This window comes from Psychrobacillus sp. BM2, assembly GCF_048572895.1.
GTDB lineage: Bacteria > Bacillota > Bacilli > Bacillales_A > Planococcaceae > Psychrobacillus.
In genome coordinates, this window is the sequence record NZ_CP183878.1 from 869780 (window position 1) to 890297 (window position 20518).

15 protein-coding genes, 1 pseudogene and 1 other annotated feature are annotated in these 20518 nt (G+C 39.4%); of the genes and pseudogenes, 15 read left to right on the top strand and 1 reads right to left on the bottom strand.

Annotated features, from left to right (window positions below):
* Positions 1 to 480 precede the first annotated feature (480 nt).
* The 10 genes and pseudogenes from ilvD (at position 481) to ACN6MX_RS03825 (ending at position 12925) form a co-directional block, all read left to right on the top strand.
* Positions 481 to 2148 carry a dihydroxy-acid dehydratase gene (gene ilvD / locus ACN6MX_RS03780; protein WP_419961350.1) on the top strand — a complete coding sequence of 556 codons (1668 nt, stop codon included), beginning with the start codon at positions 481 to 483 and terminating at the stop codon, positions 2146 to 2148.
* A gap of 40 nt (positions 2149 to 2188) precedes the next feature.
* Positions 2189 to 2440, top strand: a binding site (T-box leader).
* A gap of 133 nt (positions 2441 to 2573) precedes the next feature.
* Positions 2574 to 4328, top strand: coding sequence for an acetolactate synthase large subunit (ilvB, locus tag ACN6MX_RS03785; protein WP_419961351.1), 1755 nt, complete (start codon positions 2574 to 2576; stop codon positions 4326 to 4328).
* Complete coding sequence (gene ilvN, locus ACN6MX_RS03790) at positions 4325 to 4840, top strand: acetolactate synthase small subunit (RefSeq protein ID WP_340774343.1); 516 nt, start codon at positions 4325 to 4327, stop codon at positions 4838 to 4840. Before ilvB ends, ilvN begins: the two co-directional genes overlap by 4 nt.
* A 33-nt stretch (positions 4841 to 4873) precedes the next feature.
* Positions 4874 to 5905: a ketol-acid reductoisomerase gene (ilvC, locus tag ACN6MX_RS03795; protein WP_419961352.1), complete on the top strand. Its 1032-nt coding sequence runs from the start codon at positions 4874 to 4876 to the stop codon at positions 5903 to 5905.
* Positions 5892 to 7433 carry a 2-isopropylmalate synthase gene (locus ACN6MX_RS03800; protein ID WP_419961353.1) on the top strand — a complete coding sequence of 514 codons (1542 nt, stop codon included), beginning with the start codon at positions 5892 to 5894 and terminating at the stop codon, positions 7431 to 7433. Before ilvC ends, ACN6MX_RS03800 begins: the two co-directional genes overlap by 14 nt.
* A gap of 33 nt (positions 7434 to 7466) precedes the next feature.
* The gene (gene leuB / locus ACN6MX_RS03805; RefSeq protein ID WP_419961354.1) at positions 7467 to 8567 is read left to right on the top strand and encodes a 3-isopropylmalate dehydrogenase; all 1101 of its coding nucleotides are present in this window, start codon (positions 7467 to 7469) and stop codon (positions 8565 to 8567) included.
* A gap of 19 nt (positions 8568 to 8586) precedes the next feature.
* Positions 8587 to 9996, top strand: a complete 1410-nt coding sequence (gene leuC / locus ACN6MX_RS03810; RefSeq protein ID WP_419961355.1) for a 3-isopropylmalate dehydratase large subunit — start codon at positions 8587 to 8589, stop codon at positions 9994 to 9996.
* 12 nt (positions 9997 to 10008) lie between these two features.
* A complete protein-coding gene (leuD, locus tag ACN6MX_RS03815; protein ID WP_419961356.1) occupies positions 10009 to 10590 on the top strand; it encodes a 3-isopropylmalate dehydratase small subunit in 582 nt (193 codons plus the stop codon).
* Positions 10591 to 10701: 111 nt separating this feature from the next.
* Positions 10702 to 11550: pseudogene (locus ACN6MX_RS03820) on the top strand (threonine/serine dehydratase); the annotation flags it as partial.
* A 526-nt stretch (positions 11551 to 12076) separates the two neighbouring features.
* On the top strand, positions 12077 to 12925 hold the full coding sequence (locus ACN6MX_RS03825) for a VOC family protein (protein WP_419961357.1): 849 nt from the start codon (positions 12077 to 12079) through the stop codon (positions 12923 to 12925).
* A 49-nt stretch (positions 12926 to 12974) separates the two neighbouring features.
* Here the strand turns inward: ACN6MX_RS03825 and ACN6MX_RS03830 are convergent, their stop codons facing one another.
* Positions 12975 to 13766: an SDR family oxidoreductase gene (locus ACN6MX_RS03830; RefSeq protein WP_419961358.1), complete on the bottom strand. Its 792-nt coding sequence runs from the start codon at positions 13764 to 13766 to the stop codon at positions 12975 to 12977.
* Positions 13767 to 13911: 145 nt separating this feature from the next.
* Here ACN6MX_RS03830 and ACN6MX_RS03835 point away from each other — a divergent pair, with 145 nt between their 5' ends.
* The 5 genes from ACN6MX_RS03835 to secA all read left to right on the top strand — a co-directional run bounded on the left by ACN6MX_RS03835 (position 13912) and on the right by secA (position 20374).
* Positions 13912 to 15600, top strand: a complete 1689-nt coding sequence (locus ACN6MX_RS03835) for a methyl-accepting chemotaxis protein (protein WP_419961359.1) — start codon at positions 13912 to 13914, stop codon at positions 15598 to 15600.
* Between the two features lie 180 nt (positions 15601 to 15780).
* Positions 15781 to 16272 (top strand): C40 family peptidase, encoded by a 492-nt coding sequence (locus tag ACN6MX_RS03840; protein ID WP_419961360.1) that lies wholly within the window; start codon positions 15781 to 15783, stop codon positions 16270 to 16272.
* 154 nt (positions 16273 to 16426) lie between these two features.
* Positions 16427 to 16807: a PilZ domain-containing protein gene (locus ACN6MX_RS03845; RefSeq protein WP_419961361.1), complete on the top strand. Its 381-nt coding sequence runs from the start codon at positions 16427 to 16429 to the stop codon at positions 16805 to 16807.
* A gap of 110 nt (positions 16808 to 16917) precedes the next feature.
* Complete coding sequence (gene hpf, locus ACN6MX_RS03850; RefSeq protein WP_419961362.1) at positions 16918 to 17475, top strand: ribosome hibernation-promoting factor, HPF/YfiA family; 558 nt, start codon at positions 16918 to 16920, stop codon at positions 17473 to 17475.
* 388 nt (positions 17476 to 17863) lie between these two features.
* Positions 17864 to 20374, top strand: a complete 2511-nt coding sequence (gene secA, locus ACN6MX_RS03855; protein WP_419961363.1) for a preprotein translocase subunit SecA — start codon at positions 17864 to 17866, stop codon at positions 20372 to 20374.
* The last annotated feature ends 144 nt before the right edge of the window (positions 20375 to 20518 follow it).

Below are 20518 nucleotides of genomic sequence, written 5' to 3' on the forward strand. Positions count from 1 at the left end.
CTTGCGATTTCCAACAAGTAATTTGCGATTTGAGCATGTGTTCTAGCGATACTCGCACCTGACCTTGCGATTCGAAGCGTGTAATTTGCGATTTGCAAAAAGTAAGCTTCCCACACTCCTGCTAGTAATCACCTCCACATAATCCAATAATCTCCTATTATAATAGCAACTTCCAAATACATGTTTTCCCCTTTCCTTCTTCAACCACATAAATATCTTCCATAATCCCGTCACTTTAACAAAAAGTTCACAATTATTTTTTATTTCTGCGAAATGCGATATATCGCAGATGTAAGCGATTACAAACAAAAAGAATATTCAAAAATGACTGACAATTATAAAAAAGGGTGTTGACGCGGCATTTTAAAGGCGATATGATATCAACAATATATTAATTATTGTGAGAAAATTCACAATGATAAATATTCTGAAGCTGCAAAGCTAAATGCTACATAAGCGGAAAGTATAGGAGCGATTGATTTGAGAAGTGACATGATTAAAAAAGGCGTTGATCGCGCCCCACATAGAAGCTTGCTTTACGCAACTGGGGTAAAGACGAAAGATTTAGATAAACCGTTTATCGGTGTTTGTAACTCCTATATTGATATTATTCCTGGCCATATGCATTTAAACAAATTTGCAGAGGTCGTAAAAGAAGCAATTCGTGAAGCTGGAGGAATTCCATTTGAGTTCAACACAATTGGTGTAGACGATGGAATTGCCATGGGTCACATCGGGATGAGATATTCACTTCCGAGTCGTGAGCTTATCGCAGATTCAGCTGAAACAGTGATTAATGCCCACTGGTTCGACGGAGTGTTCTACATTCCAAACTGTGACAAAATCACACCAGGAATGCTAATGGCAGCAGTAAGAACGAATGTCCCATCTGTGTTTGTTTCAGGTGGTCCTATGGAAGCTGGAACTTCAGCTAATGGAAAGCAACTTTCACTCACATCTGTGTTTGAAGGGGTTGGTTCTTATAAGTCGGGTGGCATGACAGCAGAGCAACTACTTGATATTGAACAAAATGCATGTCCAACATGTGGTTCATGTTCAGGAATGTTCACAGCTAACTCCATGAACTCTTTAATGGAAATGCTGGGAATGACTCCCCCTGGTAATGGAACGATCATTGCAACATCCGATGAACGTCATCGCCTAATAAAAGAAGCTGCACATCATCTTGTACGTATGGTTAAAGAAGATGTAAAACCAAGAGATTTAATAACTAAAGAAACAATCGATGATGCATTTGCGCTAGATATGGCAATGGGTGGTTCAACTAACACTGTTCTCCATACATTAGCAATTGCACACGAAGCTGAAATTGAATACGACGTGAGAGAGATCAATGAAGTAGCTAAGCGTATTCCTTACTTATCGAAAATTATGCCAGCATCTGATTACTCAATGCATGATGTACATCTTGCAGGAGGAGTTAGTGCCATTATAAAAGAACTTTGTGAGATTCCTGGAGCTGTTCATCCAGATCGACTAACGATTACTGGTAAATCACTCTATGAAAATGTCAAAGAAGCAGAGATTACTAATGATCAAGTCATACGTCGAAAAGAAAATCCATATAGTCCTGTAGGAGGCTTATCCGTATTATTCGGAAATATTGCTCCTGAAGGCGGAGTTATCAAAGTGGGTGCGGTGGATCCTTCTATAAAAGAGTTCACTGGTAAAGCTATTGTGTTTGATTCACAGGAAGCAGCACAGCAGGCAATTGATGAAGGTATCGTTCAAGCAGGTCATGTAGTGGTTATCCGCTATGAAGGTCCAAAAGGTGGACCAGGGATGCCAGAAATGCTTGCTCCAACTTCCGCAATTCAAGGTCGCGGTTTAGGAACACAAGTGGCACTTATAACAGACGGTCGATTCTCCGGAGCGTCTAGAGGAATTTCCATTGGACATATTTCTCCTGAAGCCGCAGATGGTGGCCCGATTGCTTTAGTACAAAATGATGATGTGATCGCTATTGATTTAACAAATAGAACGATAGATTTACGAGTTAGCGATGAGGAACTTGCTTCCAGACAAGCAAACTTACAGCCATTTGAACCAAAGATTAAAAAAGGCTATTTAGCAAGATATTCAAAACTAGTAACATCAGCAAGTACTGGTGGAGTAATGAAAATCTAGAATCATATACGCAAAAGTGAATTTGATTAAAAACCAAATATAAAAATCATTGATGAGGCAAAAGTTAAAGGAATCTTGTATTTACAGAGAGCCGGTGTGGTGGGAACCGGCAGTACAACCTTTAGCGACATCCCCTCGGAGTGAAGTGTTGAACGGGAAACCTTTTAGATACTTCCGGGTGTAGTTTAGCTACTCTCGTTATAAATGGATGGTGGGCGTTTGCCTATTGTCTGCGAGGTAGCGGTTGCGCTACGAACTAGGGTGGTACCATGAAAAGAATTTCATCCCTATACAAAAGAACGAAGGTTTCTTTGTGTGGGGTGAAATTCTTTTCTTTTTTATAAATTAGACTTTAGTAATTTAAAGCACCAAGTCAAACAAAGATTTCTAAGAACACTGGACGATTTGAATAAAAGGAGGAATTAATGATGAAGTTGACCGTTGAGGAAACTGAGCAAGTTTATGAAGAGCCGATAACCGCAGAGGCTCCAATGCAGTTGAATGGTGCGGATGTTTTTATTGAAACGCTCCATAAACATCAGGTAGAAGTAATATTTGGTTATCCAGGTGGTGCGGTTTTACCTCTTTATGATGCATTGTACAAAAATCCGATTAAGCATATTCTTGCTAGACATGAGCAAGGCGCTATTCACGCTGCTGAAGGGTATGCACGAGTTTCTGGGAAGGTTGGGGTAGTAATTGCCACTTCTGGCCCAGGTGCAACAAATTTAGTTACCGGTATTGCTGATGCAATGATGGATTCGATTCCGCTTGTTGTGTTTACAGGGCAGGTCGCTACAACCGTGATTGGTACAGATGCATTCCAAGAAGCAGATATTATCGGAATTACACAGCCTATTACAAAACATAATTACCAAGTAAAGGATGTAGCAGATTTCCCAAGAATCATTAACGAAGCTTTTCATATTGCTTCTACAGGTCGTCCAGGACCAGTTGTCGTAGATATACCTAAAAATATGGCTACGAGTATCTTTGTAACGTCAAAGGAAGAAACACAGGAAGTAAATCTTCCAGGATATCAGCCAACGACAACGCCAAACTTTTTACAAATTCAAAAAGCAGCGCAAGCTATTTCTACTGCAAAGCAGCCGCTAATCCTTGCAGGAGCAGGTGTATTATTCGCGAAAGCTTCAGACGAACTAGCTGCATTTGCTGAAAAGTATCAAATTCCGATAACGAATACACTTCTAGGATTAGGTGGTATCGAAGGAAATCATCCACTTTTCCTAGGAATGGCGGGCATGCATGGAACGTATACAGCCAATATGGCAATCCAAACATGTGACTTACTCATAAATGTCGGTGCAAGATTTGATGACCGGTTAACAGGAAATTTAAACTACTTTGCACCAAACGCGAAAGTAGTTCATATCGATATAGATCCAGCGGAGATTGGTAAAAATGTTCCGACCGAAATTCCAATCGTAGCGGATGCAAAAGAAGCTTTAGAAGCACTCCTTGCTCAAGATTCACCGAACGGCAACACAGCAGCATGGCTGGAAAGCTTGAATATTTCAAAAGAGCAATATCCGTTCCATTATCAAGCGAGCGAGGAACGTGGGCTGCTCCCACAGCAAGTATTAGAACTAGTACATGAGTATACAAACGGGGATGCCGTTGTCACAACAGACGTGGGGCAGCATCAAATGTGGACAGCACAGTACTATAAATTTAACCAGCCACATAACTGGGTAACATCGGGTGGACTTGGAACGATGGGATTTGGTTTCCCAGCAGCCATCGGAGCACAGCTTGCAAAACCGGATGCGAAGGTAGTTTCAATTGTTGGGGATGCAGGCTTCCAAATGACTTTACAGGAGTTATCTCTATTGCAGGAGCTAAGAATTCCAGTAAAAGTGATTATCTTAAACAACCAAGCACTTGGAATGGTTCGCCAATGGCAGGAGACATTCCATGGGGAAAGATTCTCGCAATCACTTATTCCGGTTCAACCAGATTTTGTGAAACTAGCGGCAGCCTATGATATTAAAGGCTATAAGATTGAAACGTTCGAGGATGCAAAAGTTCAGCTAAAAGAAGCGTTAGAATCCGATGAGCCAGTATTGATCGATTGTCGAGTAGTGCAAAGAGAATGTGTCTATCCAATGGTTGCTCCAGGTAAAGGATTACATGAAATGATTGGAGTGAAGCCAGAATGAAACGAATTATCACAGTAACCGTGTTAAATCAAAGTGGAGTTCTCAATCGTGTCACTGGCCTACTCATGAAGCGTCAGTTCAACATAGAAAGCATCACAGTGGGTCATACAGTTCAACCAGATATATCCAAAATGACATTTGTCGTAAATGTAGAGGATGAACAAAAACTGGAGCAGCTATTAAAGCAGCTACAAAAACAAGTAGATGTATTGAAAGTAAATGATATTACGGAAAAACAAATTGTCGTAAGAGAGCTGGCGCTCGTGAAAGTCGTGTCGCCACCAGCTGTAAGAGCAGAGATCAATAGCATCATCGAACCTTTCCGAGCTTCCATAATTGATACAGGGAAAAATGTTGTCACATTCCAAGTAACAGGTAGCCCCGAAAAAATTGATGCGTTTATTGATTTGATAAAGCCTTATGGCATTAAAGAGCTTACTAGAACAGGCGTAACTGCATTTGTTCGTGAGACGCAGAAAGTAAATACACCACAGTTATCCATATTAAAATAACATAAAAAAACCAAATTCGAGGAGGAAATAACAATGGCTAAAATGTATTATAACGGAGATATCAACGAAGGACTTTTACAGGACAAAAAAATCGCAATCATCGGGTACGGATCTCAAGGTCACGCACATGCACAAAACTTAAAGGATTCAGGATTTGACGTAGTCGTAGGAATTCGTGTTGGTAAATCATTCGACCAAGCAAAAGAAGACGGTTTAGCAGTTTACTCTGTAAAAGAAGCGGCTGAAATTGCAGACGTTATCATGATTCTATTACCAGATGAAAGACAAAAAGCAGTATATGAAGCTGAAATCCAACCTTCGTTGAAAGCTGGTAAAACACTAGTATTCGCACATGGCTTCAACGTACATTTTGGTCAAATCGTTCCTCCAGCAGATGTGGACGTATTCTTAGTAGCACCAAAAGGTCCTGGTCATTTAGTGCGTAGAACATTCGAAGCAGGAGCAGGAGTTCCTGGATTATTCGCAGTTTATCAAGATGCAACTGGTCAGGCAAAAGACCTAGCTCTTGCTTATGCTAAAGGTATCGGAGCTGCTCGTGCAGGCGTTTTAGAAACAACTTTCAAAGAAGAAACAGAAACAGATCTATTCGGAGAGCAAGCAGTGCTTTGTGGTAGTACAACAGCTATCGTAAAAGCTGGTTTCGAAACATTAGTAGAAGCTGGTTACCAACCGGAGCTTGCTTACTTTGAAACATTACACGAATTAAAACTAATCGTTGACCTAATGTACGAAGGAGGAATGGCTACAATGCGTTCTTCTATCTCGGATACAGCTGAGTGGGGAGATTTCGTTTCAGGTCCACGTATCATTGACTCATCTGTAAAAGATCGTATGAAGGATGTATTAACAGATATTCAAGATGGTACATTTGCAAGAGAATGGATTAAAGAAAACGAAACAGATCGTCCAAAATATAACGCTATTAAACAAGCAGAATCTGAGCACCAAATCGAAGTGGTTGGAGCAAAATTACGTGAAATGATGCCTTTCATCAATGAAGGGAAAAAAGTCAAGAAAGAAGTGGTGACTAGTGCGCAAAATTGAAATTTTTGACACAACGCTACGTGACGGCGAACAATCAGCTGGTATTAACTTAAATACGAAAGAAAAGCTAGAAATTGCTCGTCAACTTGAAAAGTACGGTGTTTCCATTATTGAAGCAGGGTTTCCTGCTTCATCCCCTGGGGACTTCGAAGCAGTTAAACTAATAGCAGATACGGTGAAAAATTCAGTCGTAACAGGTCTTGCCCGTACAATCAAAAGTGATATCGAAACTTCATGGGAAGCATTAAAAGGTGGAGTGCAGCCACATCTGCACACATTTATCGCAACATCTCCAATTCATATGCAATATAAGTTAAACAAAACACCAGAACAAGTAATTGAACTTGCCGTTGAATCTGTAAAGCTAGCAAAAAGATATTTTCCATTAGTACAGTGGTCAGCAGAAGATGCAACTCGTTCCGATAAAGAATTTTTAGTTCGCATTATGAATGAAGTGATTAAAGCAGGGGCAACAACGATTAATATTCCAGATACAGTAGGCTATGCAACCCCTATTGAATACGGTACTTTATTCAAATACTTAAGTGAAAACGTAACAGGTATCGAAAAAGTGAAATTATCAGCTCATTGTCATGATGACTTAGGAATGGCTATCGCTAATACTTTAGCAGCTATCGAAAATGGAGCAACGCAAGTAGAAGGTACGATTAATGGTATCGGTGAACGTGCGGGTAATGCAGCACTGGAGGAAGTAGCTGTTGCACTACATATTCGCAATGATTATTACCAAGCCGATTCAGGAATTATATTGAAAGAAACAAAACGTACTAGCCAGCTAGTAAGTCAGTTGACAGGTGTAGTTATTCAGCCAAATAAAGCAGTTGTCGGAAAAAATGCATTTGCCCATGAATCTGGTATTCACCAGGATGGCATGCTAAAAAATCCAGAAACATATGAAATTATTACACCTGATTTAATCGGTGATGTAGCAACTGAACTTGTTCTTGGAAAACATTCTGGTCGACATGCATTCTTCTCAAGAGCAGCAGAAATGGGCTTCCAATTGAGTGATGATAAGCTCAATGCGGCATTTGTTGCATTCAAAAAATTAGCTGACCGTAAGAAAGAAATTAGCGAAGAGGATTTATTTGTTTTATTGACTGACCAGCAGGTGAAGAGTGGAGAAGTGGAAGTGTATGAATTAGAGGAATTGATCATTCATTACGAAAACAATATTCCTACTTCTACTATTACTGTAAAAGTACCAACTGGTGAAAATGTTGTGGAAACTTGCGCTGGTTCAGGTGCTGTAGAAGCTATTTTCAATACATTGGAAAAAATCGTAAAAGGCGAAGTTCGCATTTTAGACTATCGTGTATCATCTGTCTCCAAAGGTCGGGACGCACTTGGAGAGGCTATTGTTAACTTAACATACAACGGCAAAACATCATCTGGCCGTAACGCTTCTCAGGATGTATTAAAAGCATCTGCAAGAGCGTACATCAACGCTATCAATCGCCAATTAGTAAACGTTCAAATAAAGGAGCAAGCCGCAGTAGGACAATAAATAAGTGTAAACAAAAAAATGGGAGTGAATGGGATGGAAAAAACGATAACGGTATTACCGGGAGATGGAATCGGTCCAGAAGTAACAGAGGCAGCAGTAAAGGTGCTTCAAGCAATTGCAAATCGCTATAACCATACGTTTAACTTGCAATATGGTCTGATTGGTGGAGCAGCAATAGATGCTTGTGAGAATCCACTTCCAGAAGAAACTATAAAAGCATGTAGCCAAAGTGATGCCATCCTTTTAGGCGCAGTAGGTGGGCCAAAATGGGATCAAAATCCATCTCATTTACGCCCGGAAAAAGGGTTGCTAGCTATTCGTAAGCATTTTGGACTGTATGCGAATATTCGTCCAGTCAAAGCGATTCCTGCTTTACTAGAAGCCTCTCCTCTTAAAAAAGAAGTAGCGGAATCAGTAGATTTAGTTATTGTTCGTGAATTGACTGGGGGCTTATATTTTGCCGAGCCACGAAAAAAAACAAATGATTACGCATTGGACACTTTAGTTTATACACGGGGTGAAATCGAACGAATCGTGGATACTGCTTTCCAATTAGCAAGAAGTCGTCGTGGTAAGCTTGCCTCAGTGGATAAAGCAAACGTACTAGATTCTAGTAAATTATGGCGTCAAATCGTAGAAGAGAAAAAACAAGGTTATCCGGATGTAGAAGTAGAGCATATGCTTGTGGATTCCACTGCGATGAAGCTGATCACAAAGCCAGATTCATTTGACGTAATTGTAACGGAAAATATGTTTGGGGACATTTTAAGTGATGAGGCTTCCGTAATCACTGGGTCCTTAGGGATGCTTCCTTCGGCAAGTACACGTGAGGATGGCTTCGGTTTATATGAACCAGTCCATGGCTCTGCTCCGGATATTGCTGGAAAAAACAAAGCAAACCCAGCGGCAACAATTCTTTCAACAGCTATGATGCTACGTGAAGCGTTCCAAATGGAAACAGAAGCGGCAGCTATCGAAGAAGCAGTATTTAATGTATTGGATGACGGTAATTTCACGAGCGACCTTCAGATTAAAGGGAAACGAGTGCTTTCTACAACAGAATGGACGGCAAAAGTGATAGAAGAATTAGACTCAGAATTTGTATCAGATAGTATTATGCTTTCTTATGTCTAACCAAAAGGAGAGGGACTAAATGGCAAAAACGATTATTGAGAAAATTTGGGATGAACATATTGTGTATGAGGAAGAAGGTAAACCAGACCTTCTCTATATCGATTTACACTTACTCCATGAGGTGACATCTCCGCAAGCTTTTGAAGGGTTACGACTAAATAATCGCAAGGTTCGTCGGCCAGATCTTTGTTATGCAACGATGGACCATAATGTACCCACTAGAAATAGAGAACAGATTAAAGATGTTATCGCTCGTAAACAAATCTCTACACTGCAACAAAACTGTGAAGAATTTGGCGTTCCACTTGCCAATATGGACCATCCCGATCAAGGTATTGTCCACATTATCGGACCAGAGCTGGGTCTAACTCAGCCTGGAAAAACGATTGTTTGTGGAGACAGTCACACGTCTACACATGGTGCATTTGGTGCCATTGCTTTTGGTATCGGAACTAGTGAAGTAGAGCATGTTCTTTCTACACAAACACTTTGGCAGGCTAAACCCAAAACAATGCAGATTAAAGTGACAGGTGAGCTTGGTTATGGTGTAGCAGCAAAAGATATAATTTTAGCAATTATTTCGAAGTTTGGAATCGATATGGGTACAGGTTACATTGTGGAATATACTGGCGAAGCGATTCGTAAGCTATCAATGGAAGAGCGTATGACCATTTGTAATATGTCGATTGAAGCAGGAGCACGCGCTGGTTTGATCAGCCCAGATGAGACGACAGTTGATTTCTTACGAGGACGCGAGCATGTACCTTCAGGGGAAGCTTTTGAAAAAGAAGCAGCACGTTGGTTAGCTCTAGCTACTGATGAGGGTGCTAGTTACGATAAAACGGTAGAAATATCTACAGATGAAATCGAACCATTTGTAACATGGGGTACTAATCCTTCTATGGGTTCTGGAGTATCGCAAAATATTCCGTTCACATCCGATTTCGTGGAAACAAGTGACCAACAAGCACATGAAAAAGCACTTGCTTACATGGGTCTGGAACAAGGAATGCCGTTAGAGGATATTGCTATATCAAATGTGTTTATCGGTTCTTGTACGAATGCTCGTTTAAGTGATCTTCGTACAGCAGCAAATGTAATTGCTGGTCGCAAAGTACATCCAAATGTAACCGCAATTGTCGTTCCAGGATCACAAACGGTTAAAAAACAAGCAGAGCAAGAAGGGATCGACCAAGTATTCTTAGACGCAGGATTTGAATGGCGCGAATCAGGCTGTAGTATGTGCCTAGCGATGAATGATGATATCGTTCCAGCAGGAGAGCATTGCGCATCTACTTCCAACCGAAACTTTGAAGGTCGTCAAGGGGCTGGTTCAAGAACGCATCTGATGAGTCCAGCAATGGCAGCAGCTGCAGCTATCGAAGGCCATATAGTGGATATTCGCAAATTTGGACTAGTAAATGCATAAGGAGGAAACCTCATGGAGCCTATCAATGAAATAAAAAGTGTCATTACACCTTTAAATCAGAAAAATGTCGACACTGACCAAATAATTTCAAAAGAATTTCTAAAACGTATTGAACGTACGGGGTTCGGTAAATATCTTTTTTACCACTGGCGTTTCGATGCAAATGATGAGCCGATTAAAGACTTCGTATTAAATGATGAACGCTATAAAGATTCTACTATCTTAGTAGCACATGATAACTTTGGCTGTGGCTCCTCCCGTGAACATGCACCTTGGTCCATTTTGGATTATGGCTTTCGAGTAGTCATTGCACCAAGCTTTGCGGATATCTTCTATAATAACTGCATGAAAAATGGAATCTTACCGATTAAGTTATCTGTTAGTGAAGTGGAAGCATTGTTAAACAAAGAAGTATATGAAGTAGCGGTAAATCTAGAAGCGCAAACAGTAACAGGTGCTGACGGTATTGTATATTCATTTGACATTGATCCGTACCAAAAGAAAATGCTTCTAAATGGTTGGGACGAAATTTCATTAACCTTTCAATATGAAGATAAAATAAAAGCTTATGAAGAAAAAGTAGCTCAAGCATAAGAAAAGCTCTACCTGAGCTCCAAAAAAAATAGCTAATTAGGAGATGGTTTTGTTGGGAATTCATACGACACTGTAGGTTTATATGATGCATCTGAAAGAGTAGCGGAGTTCGTGCATCGCACACCGTGTAAAAGATCGGCCACATTCAATAAAATTACCGAGAAAAATGTGTTTTTGAAATTAGAAAACCTGCAAAAAACTGGGTCATTTAAAATTAGAGGCGCTATGAATAAAGTATCTCAGCTGAGCGAAGTAGAGTGTGCCAAAGGATTAATCGCAGCCTCTGCCGGTAATCATGCTCAAGGTGTCGCATTTGCTGGAAAAGCACGAAATGTACCAGTCACGATTTTTATGCCACTTGGAACGCCCGTTTCGAAAGTAAATGCTACGAAAGGGTATGGTGCAACTGTCAAATTAGTTGGCCAAAATTTTGATGAAGCGTATATTGCTGCTCGTGAGGAACAACTTCGAACAGGAGCAACATTCATCCATCCTTTTGACGATATAGCAGTTATCGAGGGGCAAGCAACTGTCGCGATGGAAATGCTTCAACAGCGTCCAGAGCTAGATACGATTGTCGTTCCAGCAGGCGGAGGGGGCTTACTTGCAGGAACACTTCTTGCAGTCAAATCCATCCGTCCAGATGTCCGAGTTATCGGCGTCCAATCCAGCAACGCCTCGGCAATTGCCTTAGCGTATAAAGGAAAAGGAGACGGTTTGCTACCATTCCAGGGCAAAACAATCGCGGAAGGCATTAACGTGAAAACACCAGGAAATCTGACTATGAACATTATTCAAGCGCTCGTGGACGATGTGATCACCGTGAGCGAACAAGAAATAGCATCTGCTATTTTGTTCACGCTCGAACGCGAAAAAACGTTTATCGAAGGTGCGGCCGCCGCAGCTGTAGCGGCAGTATTGAACCACCGTATCCCAGGTACATCCCAAAATGTTGGCATCATCGTAAGCGGAGGTAACTTCGATGTTAGTAAACTAGTCGAATGCCAACAATTATGTACGGATATGCCGTTAGCTAAATAATGACTGTCAAAACACCACTAGCCAGTTGAGGATAGTGGTGTTTTGATGTGTAGAAATAATGGTGTGTGGATGAATGTTAAAAAGTGTTGCGCATATGCGCCCGGATGTTGCGCGAACAGGGGATAATGTTGCGTATAACGCATGGTAAGTTGCGCAAACCAAAAACGTTGCGTAAACGTGCCAAAATGTTGCGCAAACCAAAGACAACGTTGCGCATATGTCACGGGAAGTTGCGCAAAATTATATTGCTGTCTTCATCCTGCAAAAATGCGGGGATTCTATCCCCGCATTTTGCGATTCTCGTCAATTACCTTGCGATTCTACACGTTCAATTTGTGATTCTTACTTCCTCGTACTTAACTTAAACTCATCACTTGACTTTATTAGGTAACTAAAATATAATTACTTACGAAAAGTAACCAAACAATCAAATGGAGGAATTCACATGAAATATCATAATAAACCAAACACATTTGTAGAATTAGTAGAGTTAAAGGTAGTGGATCTTCAACGTTCAATGGACTTCTATGAAAACATAATAGGCTTTAAAGTACTGGAGCAACAAGCTGACAAAATCTATCTGACTGCCGATGGGGAGACAGCACTTCTATCTATTGAACAACCAGCTGATATTATGCCGACACAACAAAAGACAACAGGATTATATCACTTTGCTCTATTGTTACCGACACGTGCTGATTTAGGTGCTGTTTTAAGACACTTCGCAGAGATTAATATTCGCATTGGAGCGGGAGATCACTTAGTTAGTGAAGCATTATACTTAAATGATCCAGACGGAAATGGAATTGAGATTTACACTGATCGTCCAGATTCTGAGTGGAAATGGGAAAATGAATACGTTGAGATGGCTACACTTCAAATCGATGCGCAAAGTATTTTAGCAGAAGGTGCAAGCACTCCGTGGAATGGGCTACCAAAAGGTACAGTAATGGGACATATTCATTTACATGTTGCTGAACTGGATGCAACGAAGAAATTTTATCAAGCATTAGGTTTTGATGTTATGACGCCTAATTATCCTGGAGCATTATTTATGGGATCAGGTAAATACCATCATCATATTGGTTTAAATACTTGGGCTGGAGTCGGCGCTCCTCCTACACCAGAAAATGTAGTTGGGCTAAAGGCATTCACAGTAATTTATCCAACAAACGAAGAGTTACAAGCTGCAATTGCTAATGTCAAAGAGATCGGAACTGATGTGTCAGAAGAAAATGGAGTATTTATAGTACAAGACCCTTCACAAAATAAAATTAAATTAACTATTAAATAAAACAATGACTCCGAGCTAATCGGAGTCATTTTTTGGTCTTCTCCCTCTATTATAATGCCTTCAGCATACCGCCATCGACTACTAAACTTTGGCCAGTCATATACGTATTTGCTTCGGAACATAGAAATGCGATGATATTCGCAAATTCGGCAGGTTCGCCGTATCTTCCAATCGGAATTATTTGCTTGAATCCTTCTATTACTTCCTCTATGGATACTTCTCTTTTATCAGCAGCTATTTGGTCTAACTCTGTGACACGATCTGTCTGGATTCGACCTGGACCTACTGTATTGATTAATATGTTATTTCCTGCGTATTCTCGAGCAATACTTTTCGACAATCCGACCATCCCTAATCGGAATGTATTCGACAGGATTAGACCGTCTAGAACCTCTTTTGTAGATGATGAGGAAATATTGACGATTCTTCCGAAATTCTGTTCTTTCATATGTGGAAGCGCCAGTCGAATTGTGCGGATATAGCTAAGCAGATTCTTTTCAAACGCTACTCCCCAGTCTTCATCAGACACCTGCGCAAATCCACCAGCTACCGGACCGCCAACATTATTTACTAAAATATCAATGCCACCAAGCTTTTCTAGGGCCTCGTTAAAGAGTTGTTCGATATCGCTATTTTTTGTCATATCACAAATGGTGTAATACACTTCTGGGTTTCCACTTTTTGATTTTATTTCCTCAAGAGTTGCTTGAAGTTCTTCTTCATTTCTACTAGATATCATTACTTTTGCGCCTTCTATTGCAAACTGAAGGGCAGTTGCTTTCCCTAATCCTTTGCTAGATGCTGTCACAATTACTCGTTTATTTTTTAAGCCTAAGTCCATGTTCCGCTTCCTTCCTCTATGTACTACTCTTATCGTACATCGAATTTTCAGATTTGTCTTTGTAAATTTCATGTTAAGTTTCAGAAAACACACTCATTTGTTTGGAGGATTATGCTATATTTCAAAGTGGGAGGTCGGAATACCTATGAAAAAATGGTCTGCAATTCCACTGCGAATGAAGTATTTAATAGCAATTTTTAGTTCCTTTATCTTATTTGGTATGATGACTGTTTTATTGATCATCCAAGTAGTGCACAATCATGAAATAGCTGATGATATGGAAATTTCATCACAAAATGTCGAAAGTGCAGACATTATGCGATCGGAGGTAGCGAGATTATATATCGCCATTACCAATTTCGCAGGAGACCCATTAGAAGAATTCGACAAAGATTATGAATTGACAAAAGATAGTCTAGCAAATTTACTAAATGTGGCAAGTGCGCAAATGCCCTATGTAGATTGGGAAACCTTCTCAGGAACTTTACAATCAATTCAAAATACATACGAGACTAATTTAAAGAAATCGGTTATTAACAAAGAAAATGTCGCAAAACGAAGACAGCTTCAATCGATCAATGAAAAATATACTAGTCTGACTCTAATTTTAGAAGAAACTAGACAATATGAATCTGACAAAAGAGAAGTTTTAATAGAAGAAATGTCCGAGAGTCAGAAAAACACAATTGTTATTGTAGTTGCTGCGTTCCTAATAGCAGGTTTACTTTCACTAGCTCTAGTGTTAATGACAAATCGACAAATTAAGACCCAATTAGCACAGGTAGTCTTATCTGCAAAAGAAATATCTGAAGGGAATTTAAATAGTCAACCATTACAAATTTTAACGAACGATGAAATTGGGGAAGTTTCCGGTGCGATGAATGAAATGCGAGGAAATCTAATAGACATCGTAAAAACGATTAAACATACCGCGGAGAAATTAAGTAAAAATAGCGCAGAGCTAAAAGAATATTCCGCGGATACTGTAGATAGCACAAATACCGTCAAACTTGCTATTCATGAAACGAGTGGAAGTATGCTAAAGCAAAAAGAAACATCTATTAGTATCCGCTCCTTCTTAGAGGAATTCTCTCTTACTTTTGGTGCAGCAACAGGAAAGGTAATCGAATTGAACGAGTATTCCACTATTGCTGTACAAATGGCTGATGAAAGTACAATAGCATTGAAAAATGCTGCCGGAGAATCAGCAAAATTACGATCATTATTTAAAGAAGCGGATAAAGAAAGAAAATTACTTCAGGACCGGACAGAGGAAATTGCACGGATGACAACAATCGTCCAAACGATTTCAAAGCAAACGAACCTACTAGCACTAAATGCTGGAATTGAGGCTGCTAGGTCTGGTGAACATGGTAAAGGCTTCGCAGTTGTAGCAGAAGAAGTAAAAAAACTTGCAGATGAAGTGTCTGGAACAGCTAATACCATTCACCAAATATCAAATTCTATTACGCAACAGGGAACTCAGATGGCGAATGTTTTTGCTGATGGTCTGGCTACATCCAAAAATAATGCAGCTACGTTTGAGATGCTACATCATAAAATGGACAAAATAGTATCTTATATACGAGATTCCAAAAATCAAAATGAACATATGAAAGATTCCATTTTAACGATTGAAGAAGAAAAGAATACTTCTGAGAGACTCATTTTTGCATTAATAGAGTCCATTGAATCTAACACAGCGCAAATGGAGCACACAGAAGACATGCTTTTATCTAATGTTCAAACTATCGAAATGCTTTCTAAATTGATAAACGATGTAAGCGAACAAGCAATTATTTTGGAAAAATCAAGCACTAGATTTGTCATATAAACTATACCTAACAAGTAGTTTTTTCTATACTTGTTAGGTTTTTTATTGTGTAAACCCTTGAAAACATTGAGTTTCTCTTGTAACACAATTGTTACATAACTGTAAAATTAAAAAGGTTTAAAGAGTGGTAACATGGGTTTAGAGAAATAATCAGAAAACTTTAGACCTTGGGGGAACACGATGAATTTAAAATCTATGTCGCAAAAAGTCATGGCTATAATAGTATTATCAGTTCTCTTAGTAACAGCATTCGCAGGAAATACAGAAGCTGCAAGCTCTGTAAATTCATCTGAACTAGTAGCAACTGCTAAAGATTTGATTGGAACAAAATATCGTAGTGGCGGGACAACGAAAGCAGGATTTGATTGTTCAGGATTTGTAAATTATGTGTATAGTGATGCAGGAGTTAGTCTTTCACGAACTTCTTCAGGATTGTACGCTTCAGGATCGAAAGTAGATAAAAGTGATTTAGCTTCTGGAGACTTAGTATTCTTCAATACATCTGGTAAAGGTGTATCGCATGTTGGTATATATATAGGTGACGGGAAATTTATCCATTCATCCACTTCAAAAGGTGTGAAAATCGATAAATTAAGTGACCCATATTATTGGGGAGATCGCTATGTAGGAGCTAAACGAATTGCTGATGTAACAGTAGCATTAAACAAATAAAACATATACATATCTGTTCTATCGTATAATTTACGGTAGAACTTTTTTTATACTCAAAATATCTTCAATTGTTCTCATATCATTTGATAATTCTTAGTTAATTCTGCATAATGAAAAAAAGATAAAATAAGTTAATATCGGAAGGGGAAGGAATTTGAAGTACAATCGTAATGAATATTTTCGTTATACATTTGGAGAGCCTTGTGATGCCACATTTCGGCTAATCAAACAACCTGTAGGCAACGCTGGAGTAGAATTGTCTAAAAAAGGTGCTTGTAAAATTATAGATATTAGCCCAAATGGCTTGAAAATGTTTAGCGAATTATTTATATCCATAGATCAATTACATCATGTGGAGTTGAATTTCACCTTGGATACAAATCCTATTTCGATGGTTGGCGAATTTGTATGGTCTCACCGAAAAGCATTTGGCCATGAATATGGCGTAAAGTTAGTCGGAGACAGTGAAAGTGAAAAAATGATTATTGGAGAGCTAAAAAACCGTAGTCGTAAAGAGATGGAACTTAAAAAGTAAAGATTATTACAAGTTTCGACAAAAAATAAATAAAAACTTTAAAATAAGAAGGATATTTTAAAGGTGGTGTTGAATTATATATATAGAGTTAAATTAAAGGAGGAGTTTACATGCTAAACTTTAACATTCGTGGAGAAAACATTGAGGTGACTCCTGCAATACGTGAATACGTTGAAGGGAAGATTGAGAAGGTAGACCGTTACTTCAACGAAGAAATTCAAGCAACTGCAAACGTTAACTTAAAAGTGTATAACGACAAGCAAACAAAAGTAGAAGTAACAATCCCTATGAAAAATTTAACACTGAGAGCAGAAGAACGCAATGCAGATATGTATGCTGCAGTCGACCTAATCGTTGATAAACTAGAGCGTCAAATTAGAAAGTATAAAACAAAAGTAAATCGTAAGTTCCGTGAGCGTGAAGGTGTAGCAACATTTTTTGCGACAATTGATGCACCGGATGCTGCAGTTGATCACACGGAAGAAGATGAATATAATATCGTTCGTACTAAACAATTTGACTTAAAACCGATGGACCAAGAAGAAGCAGTACTACAAATGAACATGCTTGGTCATAATTTCTTCATCTTCACAGATGCTGAATCTAACGGTACAAATATTGTTTACAAACGTAGAGACGGTAAATACGGCTTAATCGAAACAAACTAAGTCCATAAAACAAATAAAATAATTCAAATACCGAACTCTCCTCTTAGTTTTGAGGAGAGTTTTTTAATAAAGATAAGAAAATGTAGACGAACACTGGTGCTAGGCATTTAAAAATGAGTAAAGTACTAATTTGGGTTTCAGGTGTTTACAAAGGATCGACGGCATAAGAGCTCCACCACGTGAACGCAACACCTTTGTGACGAGCCTCTCGATATCTTACGGTAATGATGTAGCAATGTCAGACTGAAGCATGCTGAAAACAATAAAAAAATAGGTTTATTCTCTTTAAAGGTACTTGCGTTTTTCTCATTTATTAGTGTACCTTATTTGCGCGCCTTTAGAACGAATGGTAAAATGTAGAGTAAGACTAAATGGGAAGTGAAACTAGATGCTGGGTGTATTAAATAAAGTGTTCGATTTAAACAAACGTGATCTAAAACGCTTAGAAAAAATTGCGGATAAAGTAGAAGCATTAGAAAGTAAAATAGAAGCATTGACTGATGATGAGCTTCGCGCGAAAACAGATGAGTTTCGTGGTCGCTATGCTAAAGGCGAAAGCTTAGATAGTTTATTACCAGAGGCATTTGCCGTAGCACGTGAAGGATCTAAACGTGTGCTTGGAATGTTCCCTTTCCGTGTTCAAATTATGGGGGCAGCTGCTCTTCATGAAGGTAATATTGCAGAGATGAAAACGGGGGAAGGTAAAACGTTAACTTCTACCCTATCCATTTATTTAAATGCAATTACAGGGCTCGGTGCGCATGTCGTAACGGTTAATGAATATTTGTCTAGCCGTGATGCTGCTGAGATGGGACAATTATATAATTTCCTAGGATTAAGTGTTGGATTGAACTTAAATTCATTGTCTAAGGAAGAAAAACGTGAAGCCTATGCGGCGGATGTTACGTATTCGACGAACAATGAGCTTGGATTTGATTATTTACGAGATAATATGGTGCTGTACAAGGAAGATAAAGTTCAACGTCCACTTCACTATGCTGTAATCGATGAAGTTGACTCTATCTTAATCGATGAAGCAAGAACGCCTTTAATCATTTCTGGACAAGCAAACAAAGCAGCACTTCTTTATAAACAAGCAAATGCCTTTGTGCGTACATTAACTAAAGACGTAGACTATTCTTATGAGGAGTCTACAAAAGGTGTAACACTAACGGATACTGGTGTAGAAAAAGTAGAAAAAGCTTTCAATATAGATAATTTATTTGATCTGACTCATGTTCGTTTAAATCATGCAGTCAATCAATCATTAAAAGCCCATGCTTCTATGCATCTGGATATCGATTATGTCGTTCAAGAGGGCGATGTTGTTATCGTCGATTCGTTCACTGGTCGTCTAATGAAAGGTCGTCGTTATAGTGATGGTCTTCATCAAGCGATTGAAGCAAAAGAAGGTCTTGAAGTTCAAAATGAGTCAATGACGATGGCTACGATTACGTTCCAAAACTTTTTCCGTATGTACGATAAGCTGTCGGGTATGACTGGTACAGCAAAAACGGAAGAAGAGGAATTCCGTAATATATACAATATGAATGTTATTGCGATTCCAACAAATCGTCCAATTGCAAGGGATGACCATGCAGATTTAATCTATGCTTCTATGAATGGTAAATACGAAGCGGCTGCGGCTGACATTGCTGAACGCAATAAAAATGGTCAACCAGTTCTAATTGGTACTGTTGCCATCGAAACCTCTGAAATTATTTCGAAATTATTAACCAAACATGGCATTCCGCATAATGTATTAAATGCCAAAAATCATGAACATGAGGCAGAAATTATTGCGACTGCTGGACATTTAGGCTCTGTGACGATTGCCACAAATATGGCTGGTCGTGGGACAGATATTAAACTAGGCGATGGTGTAACTGAAGTCGGTGGTTTAGCAGTAATTGGGACGGAACGACATGAGTCTCGTCGTATAGATAACCAATTACGTGGACGTTCTGGTCGTCAAGGAGATCCTGGGGTAACACAGTTCTACCTATCGATGGAAGATGAATTGATGCGCAGGTTTGGCTCTGATAATATGCGTGCCATGATGTCGAAGCTAGGTATGGATGACACTCAACCAATTCAATCGAAGATGGTATCTCGAGCAGTGGAATCAGCGCAAAAACGTGTAGAAGGAAATAACTTCGATTCACGTAAGCGCCTATTACAATATGATGATGTACTACGTCAACAGCGTGAAATCATATATAAAGAACGTAATGAAGTATTAGAAACCGAGAATATGCGTGCACTTGTAGAGTCTATGCTATTCGGAGCAATTGAACGTTTAGTTTCTTCTCATACAAACTCTGAGAATAAGGCTGACTGGAGTTTAAAAGGAATTGAAGATTACGTTCAAGCGAATTTATTGCCTGAAGGGGTAATAACACAATCGATACTAGAAAAATTATCTCCTGAAGAAATGATCGAAACAATCAAAGAAGAAGTACTTCGTTTCTATAATGCGAAGGAAGAAGAAATGACTGCTGAACGTATGCGTGAGTTTGAAAAGGTAGTATTACTTCGTTCTATTGACTCCAAGTGGATCGATCATATCGATGCAATGGATCAACTTCGTCAAGGAATCCATTTGCGAGCATACGGACAAACTGATCCACTTCGTGAATACCAAAGTGAAGGCTTTGCAATGTTCGAAGCAATGGTCGATTCCATTCAGGAAGACGTTGCGAAATATGGGATGAAAGCGGAAATTCGCAATAACCTGGAACGCGAAGAAGTAGCAAAAGGGCAAGCTGTAAATCCAAAAGAAGAAAGCGGCCCAGTGAAGAAAAAACCAGTACGCAAAGAAGTTTCCATCGGACGTAACGATCCATGTCCATGCGGAAGTGGAGAGAAATTCAAAAACTGCCACGGAGCAGTGCAATAAAGAAATGTGGAAGGCGCCACGAAAGCCGTGACAAGCGCTGGAAGTATAAAGGAAAAGGCGCACTTTGCCTTTACCTTTATACTGAAGCGGTTCGAACGGCTGGCGCCTGGCACTGGACATAAAGAAAAACGCGGGCAACCAGAG

Excerpts from the sequence above, each read along its gene's own strand:
- ilvB (WP_419961351.1), top strand. The coding sequence starts at position 2,574 with ATGATGAAGTTGACCGTTGAGGAAACTGAGCAAGTTTATGAAGAGCCG.
- ilvN (WP_340774343.1), top strand. The coding sequence starts at position 4,325 with ATGAAACGAATTATCACAGTAACCGTGTTAAATCAAAGTGGAGTTCTC.
- ilvC (WP_419961352.1), top strand. The coding sequence starts at position 4,874 with ATGGCTAAAATGTATTATAACGGAGATATCAACGAAGGACTTTTACAG.
- leuB (WP_419961354.1), top strand. The coding sequence starts at position 7,467 with ATGGAAAAAACGATAACGGTATTACCGGGAGATGGAATCGGTCCAGAA.
- leuC (WP_419961355.1), top strand. The coding sequence starts at position 8,587 with ATGGCAAAAACGATTATTGAGAAAATTTGGGATGAACATATTGTGTAT.
- leuD (WP_419961356.1), top strand. The coding sequence starts at position 10,009 with ATGGAGCCTATCAATGAAATAAAAAGTGTCATTACACCTTTAAATCAG.
- ACN6MX_RS03825 (WP_419961357.1), top strand. The coding sequence starts at position 12,077 with ATGAAATATCATAATAAACCAAACACATTTGTAGAATTAGTAGAGTTA.
- ACN6MX_RS03830 (WP_419961358.1), bottom strand. The coding sequence starts at position 13,766 with ATGGACTTAGGCTTAAAAAATAAACGAGTAATTGTGACAGCATCTAGC.
- ACN6MX_RS03835 (WP_419961359.1), top strand. The coding sequence starts at position 13,912 with ATGAAAAAATGGTCTGCAATTCCACTGCGAATGAAGTATTTAATAGCA.
- ACN6MX_RS03840 (WP_419961360.1), top strand. The coding sequence starts at position 15,781 with ATGAATTTAAAATCTATGTCGCAAAAAGTCATGGCTATAATAGTATTA.
- hpf (WP_419961362.1), top strand. The coding sequence starts at position 16,918 with ATGCTAAACTTTAACATTCGTGGAGAAAACATTGAGGTGACTCCTGCA.
- secA (WP_419961363.1), top strand. The coding sequence starts at position 17,864 with ATGCTGGGTGTATTAAATAAAGTGTTCGATTTAAACAAACGTGATCTA.